We start from the raw sequence: 20,273 nt of genomic DNA, 5'->3' as shown, positions 1-20,273 counted from the left end.
CATCATGGGCGCACTTTTGCGATACATGGATTCAAGCGTCAGCCACGGAGATCGAACATGGAAGCAGCAGCACTGAAATACGACTTTCGCAGCGATACGGTCACGCGTCCCAGCGCCGGCATGCGGGCAGCCATGGCCTCGGCGGAAGTCGGCGACGACGTATTCGGCGACGATCCCACGATCAAGCGGCTGGAAACGCGCGTGGCCGAACTCATCGGCAAGGAAGCCGGCATCTACGTGCCTTCGGGCACGCAGTCGAACCTGATCGCGCTGATGAATCATTGCGAGCGCGGCGACGAATACATCGTCGGCCAGCAAGCGCACTGCTATCGCTGGGAGGCCGGCGGCGCCGCCGTGCTCGGCAGCATCCAGCCTCAGCCGCTCGAGAACGCCCCCGACGGCACGATTTCCCTCGCGGCCATCGAAGCCGCGATCAAGCCCGATGATCCCCACTTCGCCCGCACGCGGCTCCTCGCACTCGAAAACACCATCGGCGGCAAGATCCTGCCCGCCGACTATGTGCAAGCCGCCACGGCGCTCGCCAAGCAGCACGGGCTCGCCTGTCATCTCGACGGCGCAAGACTCTTCAATGCGGCCGTCGCGCTCGGCGTGCCCGCGGCGCAACTCGCACAGCCGTTCGACACGGTGTCGATCTGCTTGTCGAAGGGGCTCGGCGCACCGGTCGGTTCCGTCCTCGTGGGTTCCAAAGAGGCGATCGCCCGCGCGCGGCGCTTGCGCAAGATGCTCGGCGGCGGCATGCGCCAAGCCGGCATCTTGGCCGCGGCCGGCTTGTACGCGCTCGAGCACAACATCGAACGCCTCGCGCAGGATCATGCAAACGCACGCACGCTGGCGCAAGGCTTGGCGAAACTGCCCGGCCTGAGCGTCGGCATGCCCGACACGAACATCGTATTCGTCGACATCGATCCTTCGGTCGGGCCGGCCTTCGCGGCGCATCTGGCCCAGCATCGCATCGGTGTGGTGTCGATGTACGGGTCCACGCGCCAGCGCTGGGTCACGCACCTCGATGTCGACGCAAAGGCGGTCGACGAAGCCTTGTCGGTCGCCGCGCAATTTCTGTCGCGATAAGGCGGCGGCCCCTATCTAGTTGCGCGCACACCTTTTTCGCAAAGCTTGCATACCAACACGTAGACCACACTCATGTACGCCGAAAACTTCTCCTTGAGCGAGTATCTCGCCCGCATCCGCTATAAAGGCACGCCCACGGCCGATATCGGCACCGTTGCAAGCCTGATGCGGCACCAGCTGTTCACCGTGCCGTTCGAAAACCTGGACGTTCAGGCAGGCAAAATCGTCTCGCTCGTGCCCGAGGACATCGTCGAAAAGCTGGTGCGCCGCAAGCGCGGCGGGTATTGCTATGAAGTCAACGGTCTCTTCGCCATGGCGCTGGAAGCGCTCGGCATCCCTTATCGCTTTGCCGCTGCGCGGCCGATGATCTACCCCGCGCGCCGCCCGCGCACGCACATGGTGCTCATCGTCACGGTCGACGGCGACGAGTGGCTCTGCGACCTGGGTTTCGGCAGCTACGGCATTCGAGCGCCGATGCGTCTTTCGGCGCTCGACGTCGAGATTCGCCAAGACGACGACAGCTACATGCTGAGCCCGATCGACAATGGGTTTTATTTGCTGCAGGCCAAAATCGACGGAGCGTGGGCGAATCAGTATGCCTTCGACCTGTCGTATCAAGAGTGGGTCGACTTCGCCCCGGCGAATCACTTGAATTCGACGCATCCCGATTCGATCTTCGTGCAAAAGACGATCGCGATGGTGATGAACGAGGCCGGCCGCAAGATCCTGGCCGGCGACAGCTTCAAAATCGTCGCGCATGGACAAACCGAGAAGCGTACGATCGCTTGGGAAGAGACGGTCGGCATTCTCGCGCACGAATTCGGGCTGACGATGCCGCCACGCGTATGACAACGGCCCCGGCTGTCACAAACGGCCGGGGTGCGTCGTCTAAGGGCCGTTGAGGACATTTCCGTGTTTGCTTTCAGCCCGATATGACTACGATTCCGAATACAGCCGATTCGACGGCCGAGCCCGACCCGTTCGACGCGCTGCGGCCGCGCCTGTTCTCCATCGCCTACCGCATGCTCGGCACGCGCGCCGATGCGGAAGACCTGGTGCAGGACGCCTGGCTACGTTGGCGGCAAAACACCGACCAGGCCGCCGTTCAGTCACCCGAGGCATGGCTCGTGACGGTCGCGACGCGCCTCGCCATCGACCGGTTGCGCGCCCTGAAGGTGGAGCGCGAAGCGTACGTGGGCTGGTGGCTGCCCGAGCCGCTCGTCGAAAGCGAGCGAACCCCCGAAGCCGCGGCGGAGCTGGCCAGCGAATTGTCGATGGCGTTGCTGTGGGTGCTCGAACGGCTTTCCGCGGAAGAGCGCGCCGCCTTCCTGCTGCGGCAGGTCTTCGATCACGACTACGACGAAATCGCCTCGTTGCTCGGCAAAACCGAAGCCGCGTGCCGGCAAATGGTGCATCGCGCCTCGGAGCGCGTGCAGCAAACGCGCGCACGCTTCGACGTGCCGCGCGACGCGCATCGGCGCGTCGTGGAAAAATTCATCCGCGCCGCGCAATCGTGCGATCGCGACGCGATTCAAGCGCTGTTGTCCGAGCACGTCGAGCTCGTCGGCGACGGCGGCGGCAAAGTGCCCTCGCTGTCCAAAGTGCTGCACGGCGCGTTTCGCATCGCCAACCTTTTTTGGGTCTTTGGCCGGCGCTGGGGCCCGCACGCTGTCTACCAACACGCGCTCGTCAACGGCGAACCGGGCCTGCTGCGCTACGTCGACGGCAAGCTCGAATCGGCAATGGCGGTCGCGACCGACGGCGAGCAGATCGTCGGCATCTACGCCGTGCGCAATCCCGACAAGCTCACGCACGTTCCGCAATCGCTCTATTGCTAGCGAAAAAACCTGTCACAGACGCGAGCAACGCCACGTCTTGGGAGCATGGACGCCGCATGGGGCGGCGCTCCGCTCCCAACCGAAAGGCACCGTATGACGCTCACCGCACGTCTGAACTATTCGCAGCTCGCGCCCACCGCATTTCGTAACCTCTATCAACTTTCCGCGGGACTGCGCCGCGATCTGCTCGGCCATCGCCTCGTCGATCTCGTTTTCCTGCGCGTGTCGCAGATCAACGGATGCGCGTACTGCATCGACATGCACTGGCGCGATCTGATCAAGATGGACACCGATCCGCGCCACGTGAACGCCGTGGCCGGCTGGCGCGAAGCGCCGTTCTTCGACGAGCGCGAGCGCGCGGCCCTCGAATGGGCCGAACTCGTGACCGGCGTGCCGCACGCCGATCCGCACGACGAAGCGTTCGCACGTCTGCGCAAACAGTTCACCGACGAGGAAATCGCCGAACTCGGGTTCGTCATCGTTACGATCACGGCCTGGAATCTGCTCAACGCGAGCTTCCGCAATCCGGTGCCAGAGAACGTCTAATCGGAACGGGGCGACGTAGCGGCTGCTTCGGCCGCCGGGACGCGGCCGATGAACGCGGCCGATGAACGCGGCGATCGAATCGAAGATCGACGGCGCTTGGGCGCATGGTCAGCGCCGAATCTTACTTTTCCATTACAATCTCGGGCATTCGCAACCAGCGCCGCGCCGCCATGCGCCGAGGCCACCGCCCCACCCATGCAGTCGCAACGTCTTCCCGAACTCGATTTCTTCCGCGGCATCGCGCTGCTCGTGATCGTCGTCGATCATGTCGGCGGCAGCATCCTCTCGCGCTTCACCTTGCACACCTATGCGTTCAACGACGCAGCAGAGGTGTTTGTATTTTTAGGCGGCTACGCAACCGCCACCGCCTATGCCTCGCTCGCGGCACGGCATGGGGTTCGCGCGGCCAGACAGCGTTTCGTGCAGCGAGCGGGCATGCTCTATCGGGCCTTCTTGCTGACGGCCGTGCTCATGCTCGTGCTGAGCGCCGCCTTCGCCGCGCTTCGAGTAGGCGCGCCGAACCTCGCCTCGGCCGATTTGCAGGATTTCTTCGATGCACCGTTGCGCACCGTCATCGACGTCGCATCGTTTCAGCGTCAGCCCTACTTGGCTTCGATCTTGCCGATGTACGTGGCCTTCGCCCTTGCGACGCCGATCGTCGTACCGCTCGCCCAACGCGCGCCGTGGCGCGTCTTGATCGGCAGCACGGCGATGTGGGGCGTTGCGAGCCTCGCCGCGCGCTGGCTGCCGTCGGCCGATCAGACGCCATGGGATTTCAATCCGCTCGCGTGGCAGTTGATGTTCGTGCTTGGCGTGCTCGTGCGATGCCAGCCGATCTACCAGCGTGTGCAAACTTGGCGGGCGGCGAAAGCCGTCAGCGTCGCCGCTTTGGCCCTCGTTGTTGGCCTCGGCTGGGCCAAGGTTTCCGGCGCGGGCGGCTTGGGCGATTATGCGGACAAGCCCAACCTCGATGGGCTGCGCGTCGCCAATTTTCTCGCGATGTCGTGGCTCGCCGCCGATCTGGCGCGTCGAGGCTGGATCGGTCAGCTCGCGCGCCGGCTCCGCTGGATCGGCGAAGTCGGGCGCGACGGGCTCGCGTCGTTCATTGCAGGCGCTGCAATCTCGCTCGTTATCGATTCGGGGCTTTACGCCGCGACCGACGGCCTGCTGCACGTTCCACTAGGGCTTGCGGCCGATGCCGTCGCGATCGGCGCGCTATTTGCCGTGACGCTTGCCCGCCGCCGCCGAGCCAGCTATCGTGCAGCAGCGGCCACGGCTTGAAGCTTGAGCAAGGGCGCCGCCCGCGAACGCACACACGCAAAGACATAAAAACGCACGCCGACACGCCGTCATGCGACACCTTTTCGCGGCCTTGATTACCCTATCGTGCAGCGCGCTTTGCGCGAACGCGCTGGCCGGCGCCGTGCAAACGCACACGTTCGCGTCCGCCACCCTCAAGCGTCCTTGGCAGTACACCGTCTACCTGCCGGATGGCTACGGTTCGAAAAATGCGCACTACCCTGTCGTGTATCTACTGCACGGCAACGGGGGCGCCGCGAACGATTGGATTACGTTAGGCGCCTTGCAAACGACCGTCGACGGCTTGATCGCCCGGCATGAACTCGCGCCGGTCGTCATCGTCATGCCGGAAGGCGCGACGGATTGGTATGTCGACAGAAAAGAGCCGATCGAATCCGCGTTCTTCGACGATCTGATTCCGCACGTGGAATCCCACTACGGTGTGGATGCGCGTCGCGAAGCGCGCGTGATCGGCGGCGTGTCGATGGGCGGCTTCGGGGCATTGCGGTATGCGCTGACGCGGCCCGAGCGCTTCTGCGCGGCGCTGCTGCTGAGCCCGGCCATCTATGCCGACGTCCCGCCTGCCGCATCCGCGGCACGCCGCGTCGGCGTATTCGGTGCGTCCCGGTTCGATCCCGAGGTCTGGCACGCCCTCAATTACCCGGCGCTCTGGCGCGATTACCTGCAACAACGCGCGCGCGTAACGATGTTCATCGGCGCGGGCAGCGACGACCATCCGATCGTTGGCGACGCTTCGTTGTTGTACGAACGCTTGCGCCAGGCCGGCAACCCAGCCACGCTGAGCCTTGTCTCCGGCGGCCACACATGGGACGTCTGGCGTACCCTGCTGGGACCGGGCCTGGTCTCCGCGCTCGCCTGCACGCGGCACTAAGCGGCCCTTTACCGTCCGGGCGCCGAGTTCGGTCGAGTCCGGTCGCCTTCCGTCAACGCAGCGCCTCGCGCCACAGCAGCGTCAACACCGTCATCAGCGCCGGGCCGATGAAAAGCCCGACGAGACCGAACGTCTCCGCACCGCCTAGGATGCCGAACAAGACGAGCAGGAACGGGAGCCTCGTCGTGCTGCCGATGAGCCCGGGGCGTACGAAATGCTCGGCGACGAACACGACCACGCTGCCGGTCGCCAGCACCCCGATGGCGCCGATCGTCTGGCCGTGCACGAACAGCCAGAGCGCCGCCGCGCCGAACGCGATCGGTGCGCAAAACGGCAGCATGGCCGCAATGGCCGTCACGAGACCGAGTTCAGCCGCGTGCGGCAAGCTCGCCGCGAAATACGATACGCCGATGAGCACCCCTTCGCCCAGCCCGACGACGACAAGCCCCGTCACCGTAGCGCGCACGGCGGCCGCCATGCGCATGGCGAGGTGCGTGCCGTCCGCGCCGAACACACGGCGAACGGCCTTGAGCGCCTGCTCGGCCAGCTTCGGCCCGGAACGCAGCAAGACGAACAGCGTGAGCAGCATGAAACCGAAATGCGCGACGCCGTGCAATGCGACCGAGCCGAAGTGACGGCCGGCCGTCGCGACGTGGCCGCCGCGCAACGCCTCGATCGCGGGCGAGCCCTCGAGCGGCCGCGCGAGATTCGCCTGCCACCACTGCGCGATTTGGCCGCCGTACGGCAATTGGTCGACGAATCCGGGCATGGGCAGGCCGTTCTGCTCGATATCCTTGATCCAGTGGATCAGTTGATGAGCCTCGTGCAGGACTTGCGAAAAAATCAGCACGACCGGCAAGACGACGAATAGGCCGACCACGGTCGTCAAGAGCAGCGCGACCGCATTCGCGCGCGTCGCGCTCCGCCGGGGCGGGCTCAATCTCTGCAGCAGCGGCCACAAGACGATCGCTATCACGAGCGCCCAGACGATGGAGGGAATGAACGAACGAATGATCCACAACGCCAGCGCGAAGAGCACGGCGTACAACGCCAGCGTCGCAATGCGCTGGTTGCGCTTTCCGTCGGAGGGGTCTTTTCCGGCTAGCGGAGAATTGGGCATGTCGATCGCCTTTGCCACGGTGTGTCGATCGTCGACATCTTATCGAAGATGTCGGCGACTCCATCGCGCGATCGTCGCATCATTGACTTGACTAACGACTTTGCGAACAATTTCGTCACTTCGCGACCGACAGTCCCTCTTTGCTTCGGAGCAGCCATGCGCCTTCGTCTCGCCGCGTCATCCAACGGGCCTCGCGCGGTGAAACGCCGCACGCTTGCCGCCGCACCCACCCTGGCGCTCGCGCTCGTTTGCTTGCTGGCCGCGAGCACGAGCGTCCTCGCCGACGACGACAGCGAGGACGACACGGCCGCTGTGCCGCATGTCGCCGCGCAGGCGGCGCCCGCGGCCAACGCCACGCCAGCTTCCGCGGCCGCACGCGCGGCTAGCGCCGCCTTGCCCGCACCGCGCGAGGCGTCGACTGTCACGGAGCACGTATTGAGCCTGCAAGGCCGCCGATTCGACTATCGCGCCACGGCGGGCAATTTGCTGCTGCGCGACGACAAGGGTGAGCCCGAGGCCAGCATGTTCTATGTGGCCTACACGCACAAGGGCGAGCATGGCGCGCCCCGGCCCGTCACGTTTCTGTTCAACGGCGGCCCGGGCGCGGCGAGCGTCTTTTTGCTGATGGGCTCGGTGGGACCAAAGCGCGTGCACACATTGAGCCCCACGGCCACGCCGCCCGCGCCGTATCAGCTCGCCGACAATCACGACACCTTGCTCGACAAGAGCGATCTCGTCTTCATCGATGCCGTGGGCACGGGCTTCTCAAAGCTCGTCGGCCGTGGAACCGGCAAACGCTTCTGGAGCGTCGACGGCGACCTTGACGCCTTTACCCGGTTCATCGACCGATATTTGAGCGTGAACAACCGCTGGAATTCGCCGAAGTTCTTGATCGGCGAATCGTACGGCACGACGCGCGCGGCGATGCTGGCCTATCGCCTCGGGCAGCACAACATTTCGTTGAACGGCGTGGCGCTGCTCTCATCCGTGCTGAACTCGAACACGCATGCGCCCGGATTCGATCTCATGTATGTGCGGTACTTGCCGTCGTATGCAGCCGCGGCCTGGTACCACGACAAGCTCGGCCCTTCCAAGCCAGCCGATCTCCCAGCCTTCCTAGACGAAGTGCGCGCATTCGCCGCGGGCCCCTACGCCGCCGCGCTCGCCAAGGGCGATGCGCTGCCCGAGAACGAACGCGATGCGATCGCCGCGCAGGTTGCCCGGTACACAGGCCTCGATGCGCAATATGTCATCGGTGCGCGGCTGCGGGTCGGGCCATCGCACTTCCGCAAGCAGCTCTTGCTCACGCAAACCCGCAGCGTGGGACGCTACGACAGCCGCTTCGAAGGGATCGAATACGATCAGGATTCATCCAGCCCCGACTACGACGCGTCGGAGAAGTACATCACGAGCGCATTCGACGCAGCATTCCATCAGCATCTAGCCGAAGACCTTCATTACGCGGACGCGAGCGAGGGCCCCTACCGCGTGTTCAACGAGCACGTGCTGGGCGCCTGGGTGTGGAAGCATCATGCCTGGTGGGGCGAGACGTTGAACGCACCCTACGCGGCGGCCGATCTGGCCGAAGCGATGCGGCAGAACCCGCATCTGCTCGTCCTATCGGCGAACGGCTACTTCGACCTCGCCACGCCGTTCTTCGCGACGGAATACGACCTCTCGCACATGGGGCTCGAGCCCGCGCTGCGCAAAAACCTGCGCGTGAAGTACTACACCACGGGCCATATGATCTACCTCGACGATAGCGCGCTGCATGCGCTCAAGGGCGATTTGGCGGCATTTTACGACGACGCGACTCGCCGCTGAACGGCCATTTTAAACAAGATCCGCTTCATTCATCGCTGGCGCGAAAACCGATTCACAGAAAAATAAAACACGCGCCACGCGATGATTTGAATAAAACTCGAAATACATTCAACGGATATCGCATATATCCACATAAAACAATGCGGGCGCCACCCCCTTATTGAAAATCGGTCGACCACATGCCCGAGACCCTCCGCCCCCACTCAGTCAGCCATCACGGCGGACAGACCATCATATCCACTACCACACCTAACAGCTATGCGGTCGCATTTTTGGCCTGCTAGTTTAATCATGCTCAATAAATTCTTGAGCATTTTTATTCACATTCAATCAATCAAATCGATGGCTCGAGACGGCAACATATTAATAATCCGTTGACTCCCCCGCTATCCCGCGGATACGGCGTCTCTTGACGTTGCATTCCTAGGAGGTCCAATTGAAGTCGACATTGAAATCGAAGGGATCGGTATCGCGACTATGCAAAACGGCGGCATGGGCGGCGCCGCTCGTCGTCGCCGCGCTGCCCGTGCACGCGGCCAGCGCACCGACGACATGGGTCAGTACAGAAACAAGGGCGTTTCTCACGTCCGACCAGTTGAGAACCTTCGGCGCGGCGCCCGAAGCGCAAGTCGCCGCGGGGCAAACCGCGCACGTCGTCGTCAGTCTGCGCGTGCGCGATATGAAAAAGCTCGAGGCGCTAGGCCGCGCCGTCAACGAGCGAGGCAATGCGCAGTACGGTCACTTCCTGACGGCCGAACGATTTCTCTCCGAGTTCGCGCCCACGAAGCAGCAAGTGGACAAAGTCGTCGCGCACCTGCGCCGGAGCGGGTTCGTCAACATTCGCGTCTCGAAGAATCGCCTCTTGATCTCGGCCGACGGCACGGCCGGTACCGTTAAAACGGCGTTCAACACACCGCTCGTGCAATTTCACAAGGGCAACCGCGCGGTCTTCGCCAATTCCGGGCCGGCCGAAGTGCCTGAAGCACTCGGCGGCGCCGTGCTGTCGGTGCTCGGGCTGCAAAACGTGACCCGCGCCCACACGATGGCCGTCAAAGGGCCACGCACGCAACCGAAGCCGAATGCCACGGGAACCGAGACGGGTCACTATCCGCTCGAATTCGGCGCGATCTACGGCGCGAGCAGCCTTCCGACCGCCGCGCAAACCACGGTCGGCGTCATTACGATCGGCGGCGCGAGCCAGGCCACGCAAGACTTGAACCAATTCACCGACGCCAATGGACTCGCGCAGGTGAATGTCGCCGCCGTACCGACAGGCGACCCGAACGGCGATTACAGCGACGATCAAGAAGGCCAAGGCGAGTGGGATTTGGACAGCCAGGACATCGTCGGCGCCGCCGGCGGCGCCGTGAGCCAGTTGATCTTCTACGAAGCTGACATGGCCGCATCGGGCAACACGGGTTTGACGCAAGCGTTCAATCAGGCCGTCATCGACAACACGGCGAAGGTCATCAACGTGTCGCTCGGGTGGTGCGAAACCGACGCGCAGGCCGACGGGACGGTCGCTGCCGAAGACCAGATCTTCGCGGCCGCCGTGGCGCAAGGGCAAACGTTCTCGGTCTCCTCGGGCGATGAAGGCGCCTACGAGTGCAACAACCGCGGATACCCCGACGGCAACACCTACTCGATTTCGTGGCCGGCATCGTCGCCGAACGTCATCGCAGTAGGCGGCACGACCCTGTACACGTCGAGCGGCAAATGGGCTAGGGAGACGGTCTGGAACGAAGGGCTCGACGGCAACGGCAAGCTGTGGGCGTCGACCGGCGGAATCAGCGTAGTCGAGCCGCTGCCGTCTTGGCAAAGCGCGCTTGCGGTGAGCCCCAAGCCCACCGGGCGGGCCGTGCCCGACATCTCGTTCGACGCGGCGCAAGGCTCGGGCGCTCTTGTCTACAACTACGGCGAGATCCAGCAGATCGGCGGCACGAGCCTGTCGTCGCCGATCTTCGTCGGGTTGTGGGCCCGGCTGCAAACGGCTCATTCGAACTCGCTGGGCTTTCCAGCATCGAGCATCTACGGTGCGGTCAAATCGACGCCTTCGCTAGTGCACGACGTGACCTCGGGCAACAACGGTTATAGCGGCTACGGCTACAAGGCCGCGACAGGCTGGGACTATCCCACGGGCTGGGGCAGCTTCATCATGTCGAACCTGGCGACCTATGTAAAAAGCCACCCGTTCGGGCAATGACGCATTTGCCGCAACGCGCGGCGTCGGGTCTGCAGGCAATCGGCGGCAGCCCCCCGTGACGCTCCGAGTAAGCGGTTCGCGGCAAGCGGCGCAGTCGGCCGCCAGCCGGTCCGGCCCCGTTTGCCGGATCGGCCTTTTTCGTTGCACGCGCAACAAACCCGGTGCGCATTCGTAGGCATATCCTCGAGACTCGGCGCATAATCGCTGCTTTGCGTCCTTGCCCGCGATACGTCGTTGCAGCGCCGCTCCTCCATGCCGCTTGCCATCAAAGCCTTCATCGCCCCGCTGATCGTGGCCTGCGCCATGTTCATGGAGAGCGTCGACGCCAACATCATCGTCACGGCGTTGCCGGCGATGGCCCGCGACTTCGGCAGCGACCCGGTCGCGCTGAAAGTCGCGATCACGAGCTACGTCGTCGGGCTCGGCGTGTTCATTCCGATCTGCGGCTGGCTGGCCGATCGATTCGGTGCGCGCACCGTGTTTCGCACGGCTATCGGCATCTTCATCGTCGGGTCGGTGCTGTGCGCCGCCTCCCGTTCGCTGCATGTCTTCACGCTCGCGCGCTTCCTGCAAGGGATTGGCGGCGCGATGATGGTGCCCGTCGGGCGCATCATCATCTTTCGCGCCGTGCCCAAGACCGAGTTCGTGCGCGCCATGAACTACTTGAGCCTGCCCGCCATGTTCGCACCGGCCGCGGCGCCGCTGCTCGGCGGCTTCATCACGACGTACCTGCATTGGCGGCTGATCTTTTTCATCAACGTGCCCGTCGGCATCCTCGGCATCTACTTGACGAACCGCCACATCGTCAACACGCACGAACCCCATCCGGGGCCGCTCGACTGGTTCGGCTTCTTGCTCTCGGCCATCGGGGGCTCGCTCGTCATGCTCGGCTTGTCCTTGATCGGCAGCGAACTCGTCTCCGATCGCACGGCCTATGAGATGTCCGTCACGGGCATGCTGCTCCTTGCGTTCTATGTGCTCTACGCCCAGCGAGCGGCGCGGCCCGTGCTCGAGTTGAGACTGCTCAAGGTGCCTACGTTCCGGGCGAGCGTGCTGGGCGGGTCGATGTTCCGAATCGGTTTAGGCGCCGTGCCGTTCCTCCTGCCGCTCGCGCTGCAGGAAGGGCTTGGCATGTCGGCCTTTCAATCCGGCGCGATCACCTGCGCCTCCGCGTTCGGCAGCATGTTCATGCGCTCGCTGACTTCGTCGGTGCTGCGCACATTCGGCTTTCGCACCGTGCTCATCTATAACGCGGTGTTTTCCGGCATCGCGATCGCCGCCTATGGCGCGTTCTTTCCGGGCACGCCGATCTGGGTCATCTGGCTCGTCGTGCTGTTCGGCGGGTTCTTCCCGGCGTTGCAGTTCACGAGCTTGAATTCGATGATCTACGCGGAAATCGCCAGCCAAGACGTGGGCCGAGCGACGAGCCTCGGCAGCGTCATCCAGCAGATGTCGCTGGGCTTGGGCGTGACGGTGGGCGGGATCGTGCTGCAAATCGCCCGCTCGCTGCATGGTCATACGCATGCGATGTGGTCGGACTTCTGGCCGTCGTTTCTCGTGGTCGGCCTATTCTCGCTGGGTTCCATCCCGATCACGCGCAAGCTCGCGCCCGATGCCGGCGACGAGATCGCCCGCGGGACGCGCGGATAGTCTTGCGCCATCCGCCATCGGCTTGCGCTCACGCCGCGATCTTCTCGGTGACATCCAGGCCGGCGTAGCCGCGCACCGATTCGACGACGATCGCCGCGAGCTGGTCGACGAGCGGCGTCGCCGCGCTCGATGCGCGCAACAGCGTGAGCCCGAGCGCGGGCAATGCGGGCAAACCGTACGCTTTCGGATCGAGCGTGCGCACGGCCGGCGGCAAACCGTACGGCGTGCGCACCGTCATCCCGAGCCCGGCCGCCGCCGCGGCCCAGAGGCCGGCTAGACTGGGGCTCGTCAGCACGACGCGCCAGGCCACGCCCGCGCGATCGAGCGCATCGGTGGCAAGCGAGCATAACGTGCAGGCGCCGTCGAACAGCACGAGTGGCAGCGGCTCGCCCGACTCGGGGGTCCACTGCAACGCGTCCGATCCAATCCAATGCAACGCGGGCTTGGCCACCTCGACGCTCGAGCCGGCCGCCTGCCGCGTGCGCAGCGACAGTGCGCGGTCGTCCCAAACGAGCGCAAGGTCGAGTTCGCCCGCATCGAGGCGTCCCACCAACTCGGCGTTGCGCGCAACGCGCGCTTCGATGCGCACCTTGGGATGCGCCCGCGCAAACCGGCCCAACACACCCGGCAGCAGCGACTCTGCGAAGTCTTCCTGCAAGCCTAGCCGCACCCAACCTTCGAGATCCGTGCCGCGCGCAGCAGCGATCGCCTCGTCGTTGAGTTCGACGAGCCGCCGCGCGTAGCGAAGCATGACCTCGCCCGCTTCCGTCAAACCCAGGCCGCGCCCCGCCTTGCGAAACAGCGGCGCGCCCACCTGCTCTTCCAACTTCCGAATTTGCGCGCTGACCGCTGACGTGGAACGCCCGACTCGATCCGCCGCCTTGGCGAAACTGCCTAGATCGACGCCGATCACGAAGCTGCGCAGCGCCGCTACGTCGAAGTTCGCTTGACTCATCGCCACCCCTCAATCGTCCTGATTTTTCGAACGATACGTTCAAAATTATCCGATTTTTCGGACGATCATAAGATGGGACACTGCCTTCCGTCAAATGCAGCAATTTCAGTCATTCCATCAATTCTGTCGAACGAGACGGACAGGAAGGGAGTCGAGAATGGATACGCAATACCTCATGAAGCCCAGGGCGGCGGGCAAGGCATTCGGCGCGTCGCATCGGTGGAAGGTGCTCGGCGTGGGCGTGGCGGCCAACGCGGGGTTTTCGGCCGTGGCGGCGGGCATCCCCACCACGGCGGTCTGGATGCGCACCGGATACCATTTGGACAATGCGCAGCTGGGCCTCGTGCTGGGCGCAACGGGGCTCGGTATCGCCCTATCGGAGTTGCCCTGGGGCGTCGCGACCGACAAGCTCGGCGATCGCCCCGTGCTTGTCGCGGGTTTGGCCGGGACGGCGCTCGCGCTGTTGACGATGGCGCTTTGGCTCGCGCCGTCGGTCGCGTCGATCCCGCCGCTGTGGCTGCTGGTGCTCGCGATGGCATGCGTCGGCTTGCTCGGCGGCAGCGTCAACGGTTCGAGCGGGCGCGCCATCATGAGCTGGTTCAAGGAGGGCGAGCGCGGCGTCGCCATGAGCATTCGCCAAACGGCGGTGCCGCTCGGCGGGGGAATCGGCGCGTCACTGCTGCCGTGGCTCGCCTCGACGCACGGATTCGCGGCGGTGTTCAGCGCCCTCGCGCTGATGTGCGCGGCGCCGGCCGTGTTCGCGCTGCGCTGGCTCCACGAGCCGCCGCATGGCGCCGCCGCGTCCGCGGCCAAGCACGGCGATGTTCCCCGTCGCAGCCCGCTGTCGGACGTTCAAATATGGCGCGTGGCGCTCGGCATCGGCGTGCTGTGCGTGCCCCAGTTCGCGATCCTGACCTTCGCGACCGTGTTTCTGCACGACTTCGGCCGGCTCGGCTTGGCCGGAATCAGTACCGCAATGGCCTCGATTCAGGTCGGGGCGATGGTCATGCGGGTCTGGAGCGGGCGCTATACCGACCGCCACGGCAACCGGCGCGCCTACATGCGAGGCTCGACCCTCGTGGCGGCTGCCTCGTTCGGCGTGCTGGCCGCGCTCGTGGCGTCCGGCCATGCCGTTCCCGTGGCGGCGCTTGTCGCGACGATCGTGCTCGCCGGCATTTGCGTGTCGGCCTGGCACGGCGTCGCCTACGCGGAATTGGCGACGTTGGCCGGGCCCGCCCGCGCGGGGACGGCGCTCGGCATGGCCAATACGATCGTGTATGTGGGCCTGTTCGTCGTGCCGTTCATGCTGCCTCATCTGCTCGCAGCCAGTTCATGGGCCGTGGTTTGGCTCGCGGCCGGTCTCGTGGCGCTCGTCGTTCACCCGCTCTTTCCGCAGCCCGTTCGGTAACGCGGTAGAACCGCGACGCGCGGCCGCCCTTGGGGCGGCCGTCTTCATTGGTGCGCACGAAATGCGAAAAAGGCTCGATCGATGTACGCTGCCGCATCCGACAAAAACGACAGCATCGCGAGACCCACCGATGATCACCATTGACCTCGCCGCCGCCCGCACGCTTCACTTGGCGGCACAAGGGCTGCTGACGCCGCCGCGGCGCAAAGCGAACAAGGACGACGTGCTGAACGCCATCCGCCGCATGGCGCAGTTGCAGATCGATACGATTCACGTCGTGGCCCGCAGCCCTTACCTCGTCGTGTTCAGCAGAATCGGCCCGTATGCGCCGCAATGGCTCGACGAACATCTCGCGGAGGGACGGCTTTTCGAATACTGGTCGCACGAGGCCTGTTTCGTGCCGATCGAGGACTACGGCCTCATGCGCCACCGCATGCTCGACCCGAGCCGGATGGGCTGGAAATACGCGGCGGATTGGCACAAGCGTCACGCGAAGGACATCGACCGGCTGCTCGCGCATGTCCGCGAGAACGGCCCCGTCCGTGCAGCGGATTTCGCGCGGGAAGCCGGACGCGGCAACGGCTGGTGGGATTGGAAACCGGAAAAACGCCACCTCGAAGTGTTGTTCACGCTAGGGCATTTGATGGTGGCGGAGCGGCGCAATTTTCATCGCGTCTACGACGTGGCGGAGCGCGTCTTGCCTGGCTGGAGCGATGCGCGAGACCTTCCGCCGGCCGAAGCGGTTCAGCAAACGCTCGTCGCACGCACCTGTCGCGCACTGGGCGTGGCGCGAGCCGATTGGGTCGCCGACTACTACCGGCTCGCGCGTCGCAGATACACGGCCGAGCTGCACGCGCTTGCCGATCGCGGAGAAGCGCTGCCAGTGCGCGTCGAGGGATGGAAGGAGGACGTCTTCGTGCCGGCGGAGCTTGCACCCGTGCTGGAAGAGGCGAAGCAGGGCCGGTTGCGCTCGACGGTGACCACGCTGCTTTCCCCGTTCGATCCCGTGGTGTGGGATCGAAAGCGCGCGGCGGCGCTATTCGACTTCGACTACGCGATCGAGTGCTATACCCCCGCCGCGAAGCGCAAATACGGCTACTTCTGCTTGCCGATCCTGCACCGCGGGCGCTTGGTCGGACGTGTCGATGCAAAGGCGCATCGCGCGCAAGGCGTATTCGAGTTGAAGTCGATTCATTTCGAGCCCGGCGTGCGCGTCGGTTCGACGATGCTCGGCGACCTGCGGCGCGCGCTGGCGCGTTGCGCGCAATGGCATGGCACGCCGGAGCTCGCGATCGGATCGGCGCCGCGGGAGGTGGCGCGGGCGCTGGTCACCACTCGCGATGGCGCACATATATCACATTGACATATAATCTCGGGCTTCCCTGGCGAACGGCGCGACCGTTCGCCGCGCTTTTTGTCATGTGATACGAAGAAAGACCGTGCCTAGCCAAGCCGTCCTGCGCTGGTTCTCCAGCTTTGCCCCGCATCCCCTCGCCGTTTCTTGGCGCGAACGCCTGCGCTCGTGCTTCGGCGCGCTGCTCGGCATTGCCGCGACGGGCGCATCGATGCACTGGCTGCTGGGCCCGCAAGCGCAAGTCCCGTTTCTGATCGCCCCGATGGGCGCATCGGCCGTACTGCTGTTCGGCGTGCCGGCAAGCCCGCTCGCGCAGCCCTGGTCTTTCATCGGCGGCAATCTCGTCGCTGCCACGCTCGGCGTCCTCGCCGCCATGTGGGTCCACGATCCGATCGTCGCCGCCGCGCTTGGCCTGTCGGCCGCTATCTGCGTCATGTTCGCGCTGCGCTGCGTCCACCCGCCCTCGGGGGCGGTCGCGCTGACAGCCGTGCTCGGCGGTCCATCCATTCACGCCCTAGGGTTGCGCTTCGTTCTCGAACCCGTCGCGCTGCAATCGTTCGTGCTGCTCGCATCGGCCATCGTGTATCACACGCTCACCGGTCACCGCTATCCGCACGTGAGCCGGCCCTCTGCTCAAGCGGCGCCGGGTGTGTCCGGCATCACGCGGGCCGACATCGAAGCGATCGTCCGCGAACGCGGCGAACTGATCGACGTGGCCTCGGACGATCTCGAATCGCTCGTGCACGAAGCGCAATTGCTCGCCTACGCGCGCGGCTTCAGCGAACTGAAATGCACCGACATCATGTCGCAGGCGGCGATCAGCGTATCGAGCGAAACGACGGCTGCCGCGGCCTGGCGCCTGCTTGAACGCCATCGCATCAAAGCGCTGCCCGTTGTGGACGAAGCGCGGCGCGTCGTGGGCATCGTCACGCGCACCGATTTCGTCGGCCGCACCGCATTCGGATTGCGTGGGCCGCGCGGCCGGCGCCTGTCGTTGTGGCGCGATGCATCCGAGGCCCGTCGAGTCGACGATTTGATGACCCCGAACGTGCGCACCGTGGATGCGGATCAAAGCGTTGCGCAATTGATTCCCGTGTTCGCGCACTATGGACACCACCACATTCCGGTCGTCGACGAAGGGCGAAGACTGATCGGCATGTTGACGCAGTCGGATTTGATCGGCGGATTGCACCGGCAAACGCAAACGCGCCAGTTGCGAACCGCTTGATAGGAAGGCTCGGACGGTAGGCCATCGCCTCAGAAAGGCGTCGTTGGCCCAATGACGTAAATATATCACAACGTGATATATTTACCGTTTTGACCCGTCTCCCCGATCCCGATGAAAACGTCCGTTTCCCGCGCGCTCGCCAAGACCGACTTCGAGCAACTATCGGAATTTCGCTATCAGATGCGGCGCTTCGAGCGCTTTTCGGAGCGCGCCGCACAGGCGGAAGGTATCACGCCGTTGCAGTACCTGCTACTGCTGCACGTGAAGGGCTACCCCGGCCGCGAATGGGCGACCATCGGCGAGCTGGCCGAGCGCTTGCAGGCCCAGCATCACGGCGTGGTCGCGCTCGTCTCGCGTTGCGAGGCACTGGATCTCGTCAAGCGCAAGGTCAGCGAGACCGATCGGCGGCAAGTGGAAGTGCACCTGCAAAAGGCGGGCGAAACGGTATTGGTCAGACTGGCGGCGCTGCACCGCGCGGAGCTCAAATCGCTCCAAGGCGCGTTCAGCGTGCCGCAAATCGATTTATGAACTTGGCACACGTATGAGCGTATGAGCATCGACCCAAACAAGCGAGACTTCTCCTCCAATGCACGGCTTCCAGGCATCTGCGCGCTGGCCGCCGTGATCGGCATACTCGGCACCGTGGCGGCCGTCGTGCTGCTCAATCTCATCTACTTGTTCACGAACGTGTTCTTCTACGGCACGTTCTCGTTCGCGAATCATTCGCCCGCGGATAACAAGCTAGGTGCATGGGTCGTGCTCATCCCCGCGATCGGCGGGCTCATCGTGGGTCTCATCGCCCGTTTCGGCTCGGACAAGATCCGCGGGCATGGGATTCCCGAAGCCATCGAGGCCATCTTGTTCGGCAAGAGCCGCATGTCGCCGAAAGTCGCCGTACTCAAACCGCTGTCGTCGGGCATCGTCATCGGCAGCGGCGGCCCCTTCGGCGCGGAAGGTCCGATCATCATGACCGGCGGCGCGCTGGGCTCGCTGCTCGCGCAGTGCGTGAAGGTGACGGCGGCCGAGCGCAAGACGCTGCTCGTGGCCGGCGCCGCGGCGGGCATGACCGCCGTGTTCGGCACCCCCGTGGCGGCGGTGTTGCTCGCCGTCGAACTGCTGCTGTTCGAATGGCGCCCGCGCAGCTTCTTGCCGGTCGCGCTGGCTTGCGCCGTCGCGGGCTTTTTGCGCGCTGCGTGGTTCGGCATCGGTCCGCTGTTTCCGCTCGAAACGGCGCCCGCCTCCGCCATCTCGCTCGTCTCGTGCATCATTCTCGGCGTCGCGTGCGGGGCGCTCGCCTCGGGCTTGTCGATGGCGCTTTACGCCACCGAGGATCTGTTCGCCAAGCTGCCGCTGCATTGGATGTGGTGGCCCGCGATCGGCGGTCTGGCGATCGGCATCGGCGGCTTCATCGAGCCGCGCGTGCTCGGCGTGGGGTACGACGTCATCGGCGATCTGCTGCATTACCAACTGGCCGTGAAAGTGGCCGTTTCGATTCTCGTGGTGAAGGCGATCATCTGGGTCATTGCCTTGGGCTCCGGTACCTCGGGCGGCGTCCTCGCACCGCTCCTGATGTTGGGCGCAGGGCTCGGCATCGTGATGGGCCCCATTTTGCCCGGCCACAACGCGGCGCTGTGGCCGCTCGTCGCCATGGCGGCCACGCTTGGCGCCACCCTCGGCGCGCCGCTGACCGCGATCGTGTTTGCATTCGGTCTAACGCACGACAGCAACGCATTGCTGCCGTTGCTCGCCGCCACGCTCGTCGCGCACGGCTTCACCACCGTCGTCATGCGCCGCTCGATCATGACGGAGAAGATCGCCCGGCGCGGTTATCACATCTATCGCGAGTACGGCGTCGACCCGCTCGAGCGGCATCACGTCGACGAAGTCATGACGCGCGAGGTCAAGACGATCGACGCCGCGCTGTCCGTGCGCGAAGCGCTGACGACGTTCTTCGGGCCGAGCCAGATTCATCGCGCTTATCCGGTCGTGCGCGGCGAGCGGCTCATCGGCATTGCCGACCGCGAAACGCTCGTGTCCCTTGCCGATGCGGAAAACGGCGTCGGCCGCGATCTGACGCTTGGCGATGCACTCGCGGGCAGCACGGCCACCGTCGCACTGCCCGGCGAAACGTGCCGGCTCGTCGCCGCGCGCCTGGCCGTTCATGGTCTCGAGCGCGTACCCGTCGTGCTCGATCGCGAATCGATGACGCTGGCCGGCATCGTTTCGCGCAGCGATCTCGTCAAGCCTTCGCGCCTGCACTTCGAGGAAGAACAGAAGCGCGAGCGTTTTCGTCGTGTCTCCTGGCGCCCCGCAAAACGACGCAACCCTGTTTGACGGCCGATAACGACGACCCTCGACTCGAGGCGGGCCGCCGCATCATGGTCCGCCCGCTTTTCCGTTATCCCCCGCTTACCGCGTGCGCGCATAGGTAATTACCACGCTGTCGCCGCCGCGCGCGCTCGTCTAATATTCATCAGACGAAACAGCTGACAGAATAAACGGGGGAGCGCTTTCAAGGCGCCAAAGCGGGGAGCAGTGCACGCCTTAGCGAATGACGTCAAACATCGAACGATAAGCGGCGGGTAGTACGCCCGCGCACATTCGCGACGTATCGGGGCGCACGAAAATAGGTTCACGCGAAACGGTATTGCACTCATGCAGCCGGTTATCGCGTGAATTTATGATCGTGTGCGTTAATGGCGTCAGCACAAAACGAAAAAGAGCGAGCGGGGATACCGGCTGAATACTCGGCACGAATACGGTTGCGCGCGGGATCGGCGCGTGCAACGTCAAAAAGATTACGACGAGCGATTCAGCCGGTTTCGCAACGCGACGGCGTGCGGCGGCGCCTAACGGGGAGGCGTGTC

The 20,273-nt window shown here is 64.7% G+C and carries 16 protein-coding genes; 14 read left to right on the top strand and 2 right to left on the bottom strand.

Annotation, left to right across the window (positions count from 1 at the left end):
* The first annotated feature begins 57 nt into the window (after positions 1-57).
* From ltaE to ACTHNR_RS12010, 6 genes are all read left to right on the top strand, one after another.
* Complete coding sequence (ltaE, locus tag ACTHNR_RS12035) at positions 58-1,089, top strand: low-specificity L-threonine aldolase (protein WP_440547846.1); 1,032 nt, start codon at positions 58-60, stop codon at positions 1,087-1,089.
* Between the two features lie 72 nt (positions 1,090-1,161).
* Positions 1,162-1,938, top strand: coding sequence for an arylamine N-acetyltransferase family protein (locus tag ACTHNR_RS12030; protein WP_440547845.1), 777 nt, complete (start codon positions 1,162-1,164; stop codon positions 1,936-1,938).
* Between the two features lie 83 nt (positions 1,939-2,021).
* Positions 2,022-2,927: an RNA polymerase sigma-70 factor gene (locus tag ACTHNR_RS12025; protein WP_440547844.1), complete on the top strand. Its 906-nt coding sequence runs from the start codon at positions 2,022-2,024 to the stop codon at positions 2,925-2,927.
* A gap of 93 nt (positions 2,928-3,020) precedes the next feature.
* Positions 3,021-3,473, top strand: coding sequence for a carboxymuconolactone decarboxylase family protein (locus tag ACTHNR_RS12020; protein WP_440547843.1), 453 nt, complete (start codon positions 3,021-3,023; stop codon positions 3,471-3,473).
* Positions 3,474-3,668: 195 nt separating this feature from the next.
* Positions 3,669-4,754 (top strand): OpgC domain-containing protein, encoded by a 1,086-nt coding sequence (locus ACTHNR_RS12015; RefSeq protein ID WP_440547842.1) that lies wholly within the window; start codon positions 3,669-3,671, stop codon positions 4,752-4,754.
* 70 nt (positions 4,755-4,824) lie between these two features.
* Positions 4,825-5,664 (top strand): alpha/beta hydrolase, encoded by an 840-nt coding sequence (locus tag ACTHNR_RS12010; protein ID WP_440547841.1) that lies wholly within the window; start codon positions 4,825-4,827, stop codon positions 5,662-5,664.
* A gap of 52 nt (positions 5,665-5,716) precedes the next feature.
* Here ACTHNR_RS12010 and ACTHNR_RS12005 read toward each other — a convergent pair whose 3' ends face one another.
* Complete coding sequence (locus tag ACTHNR_RS12005; RefSeq protein ID WP_440547840.1) at positions 5,717-6,784, bottom strand: AI-2E family transporter; 1,068 nt, start codon at positions 6,782-6,784, stop codon at positions 5,717-5,719.
* Between the two features lie 156 nt (positions 6,785-6,940).
* Between ACTHNR_RS12005 and ACTHNR_RS12000 the strand changes: the two genes are divergently transcribed.
* From ACTHNR_RS12000 to ACTHNR_RS11990, 3 genes are all read left to right on the top strand, one after another.
* Positions 6,941-8,608, top strand: coding sequence for a S10 family peptidase (locus tag ACTHNR_RS12000; RefSeq protein ID WP_440547839.1), 1,668 nt, complete (start codon positions 6,941-6,943; stop codon positions 8,606-8,608).
* A 436-nt stretch (positions 8,609-9,044) separates the two neighbouring features.
* Entirely contained in the window at positions 9,045-10,811 is a 1,767-nt protein-coding gene (locus ACTHNR_RS11995) for a S53 family peptidase (RefSeq protein WP_440547838.1), read from the top strand.
* Between the two features lie 252 nt (positions 10,812-11,063).
* Positions 11,064-12,461: an MFS transporter gene (locus ACTHNR_RS11990; RefSeq protein ID WP_440547837.1), complete on the top strand. Its 1,398-nt coding sequence runs from the start codon at positions 11,064-11,066 to the stop codon at positions 12,459-12,461.
* A gap of 28 nt (positions 12,462-12,489) precedes the next feature.
* Here ACTHNR_RS11990 and ACTHNR_RS11985 read toward each other — a convergent pair whose 3' ends face one another.
* The gene (locus ACTHNR_RS11985) at positions 12,490-13,416 is read right to left on the bottom strand and encodes a LysR substrate-binding domain-containing protein (RefSeq protein ID WP_440547836.1); all 927 of its coding nucleotides are present in this window, start codon (positions 13,414-13,416) and stop codon (positions 12,490-12,492) included.
* A 157-nt stretch (positions 13,417-13,573) separates the two neighbouring features.
* On the opposite strand from ACTHNR_RS11985, the gene ACTHNR_RS11980 reads away from it, so the two are divergent.
* The 5 genes from ACTHNR_RS11980 (at position 13,574) to ACTHNR_RS11960 (ending at position 19,740) form a co-directional block, all read left to right on the top strand.
* Positions 13,574-14,824 (top strand): MFS transporter, encoded by a 1,251-nt coding sequence (locus ACTHNR_RS11980; RefSeq protein WP_440547835.1) that lies wholly within the window; start codon positions 13,574-13,576, stop codon positions 14,822-14,824.
* Positions 14,825-14,954: 130 nt separating this feature from the next.
* A complete protein-coding gene (locus tag ACTHNR_RS11975; protein ID WP_440547834.1) occupies positions 14,955-16,187 on the top strand; it encodes a winged helix-turn-helix domain-containing protein in 1,233 nt (410 codons plus the stop codon).
* 76 nt (positions 16,188-16,263) lie between these two features.
* Complete coding sequence (locus ACTHNR_RS11970) at positions 16,264-17,406, top strand: HPP family protein (RefSeq protein ID WP_440547833.1); 1,143 nt, start codon at positions 16,264-16,266, stop codon at positions 17,404-17,406.
* 111 nt (positions 17,407-17,517) lie between these two features.
* Positions 17,518-17,934, top strand: coding sequence for a MarR family winged helix-turn-helix transcriptional regulator (locus ACTHNR_RS11965; protein ID WP_440547831.1), 417 nt, complete (start codon positions 17,518-17,520; stop codon positions 17,932-17,934).
* Between the two features lie 21 nt (positions 17,935-17,955).
* A complete protein-coding gene (locus tag ACTHNR_RS11960) occupies positions 17,956-19,740 on the top strand; it encodes a chloride channel protein (protein ID WP_440547830.1) in 1,785 nt (594 codons plus the stop codon).
* The last annotated feature ends 533 nt before the right edge of the window (positions 19,741-20,273 follow it).

Origin of the sequence: Trinickia sp. (assembly GCF_051954495.1) — a bacterium.
GTDB lineage: Bacteria > Pseudomonadota > Gammaproteobacteria > Burkholderiales > Burkholderiaceae > Trinickia.
This window is presented reverse-complemented; position numbering and strand designations above follow the sequence as displayed.

Excerpts from the sequence above, each read along its gene's own strand:
- ltaE (WP_440547846.1), top strand. The coding sequence starts at position 58 with ATGGAAGCAGCAGCACTGAAATACGACTTTCGCAGCGATACGGTCACG.
- ACTHNR_RS12030 (WP_440547845.1), top strand. The coding sequence starts at position 1,162 with ATGTACGCCGAAAACTTCTCCTTGAGCGAGTATCTCGCCCGCATCCGC.
- ACTHNR_RS12025 (WP_440547844.1), top strand. The coding sequence starts at position 2,022 with ATGACTACGATTCCGAATACAGCCGATTCGACGGCCGAGCCCGACCCG.
- ACTHNR_RS12020 (WP_440547843.1), top strand. The coding sequence starts at position 3,021 with ATGACGCTCACCGCACGTCTGAACTATTCGCAGCTCGCGCCCACCGCA.
- ACTHNR_RS12015 (WP_440547842.1), top strand. The coding sequence starts at position 3,669 with ATGCAGTCGCAACGTCTTCCCGAACTCGATTTCTTCCGCGGCATCGCG.
- ACTHNR_RS12010 (WP_440547841.1), top strand. The coding sequence starts at position 4,825 with ATGCGACACCTTTTCGCGGCCTTGATTACCCTATCGTGCAGCGCGCTT.
- ACTHNR_RS12005 (WP_440547840.1), bottom strand. The coding sequence starts at position 6,784 with ATGCCCAATTCTCCGCTAGCCGGAAAAGACCCCTCCGACGGAAAGCGC.
- ACTHNR_RS12000 (WP_440547839.1), top strand. The coding sequence starts at position 6,941 with ATGCGCCTTCGTCTCGCCGCGTCATCCAACGGGCCTCGCGCGGTGAAA.
- ACTHNR_RS11990 (WP_440547837.1), top strand. The coding sequence starts at position 11,064 with ATGCCGCTTGCCATCAAAGCCTTCATCGCCCCGCTGATCGTGGCCTGC.
- ACTHNR_RS11985 (WP_440547836.1), bottom strand. The coding sequence starts at position 13,416 with ATGAGTCAAGCGAACTTCGACGTAGCGGCGCTGCGCAGCTTCGTGATC.
- ACTHNR_RS11980 (WP_440547835.1), top strand. The coding sequence starts at position 13,574 with ATGGATACGCAATACCTCATGAAGCCCAGGGCGGCGGGCAAGGCATTC.
- ACTHNR_RS11975 (WP_440547834.1), top strand. The coding sequence starts at position 14,955 with ATGATCACCATTGACCTCGCCGCCGCCCGCACGCTTCACTTGGCGGCA.
- ACTHNR_RS11965 (WP_440547831.1), top strand. The coding sequence starts at position 17,518 with ATGAAAACGTCCGTTTCCCGCGCGCTCGCCAAGACCGACTTCGAGCAA.
- ACTHNR_RS11960 (WP_440547830.1), top strand. The coding sequence starts at position 17,956 with ATGAGCATCGACCCAAACAAGCGAGACTTCTCCTCCAATGCACGGCTT.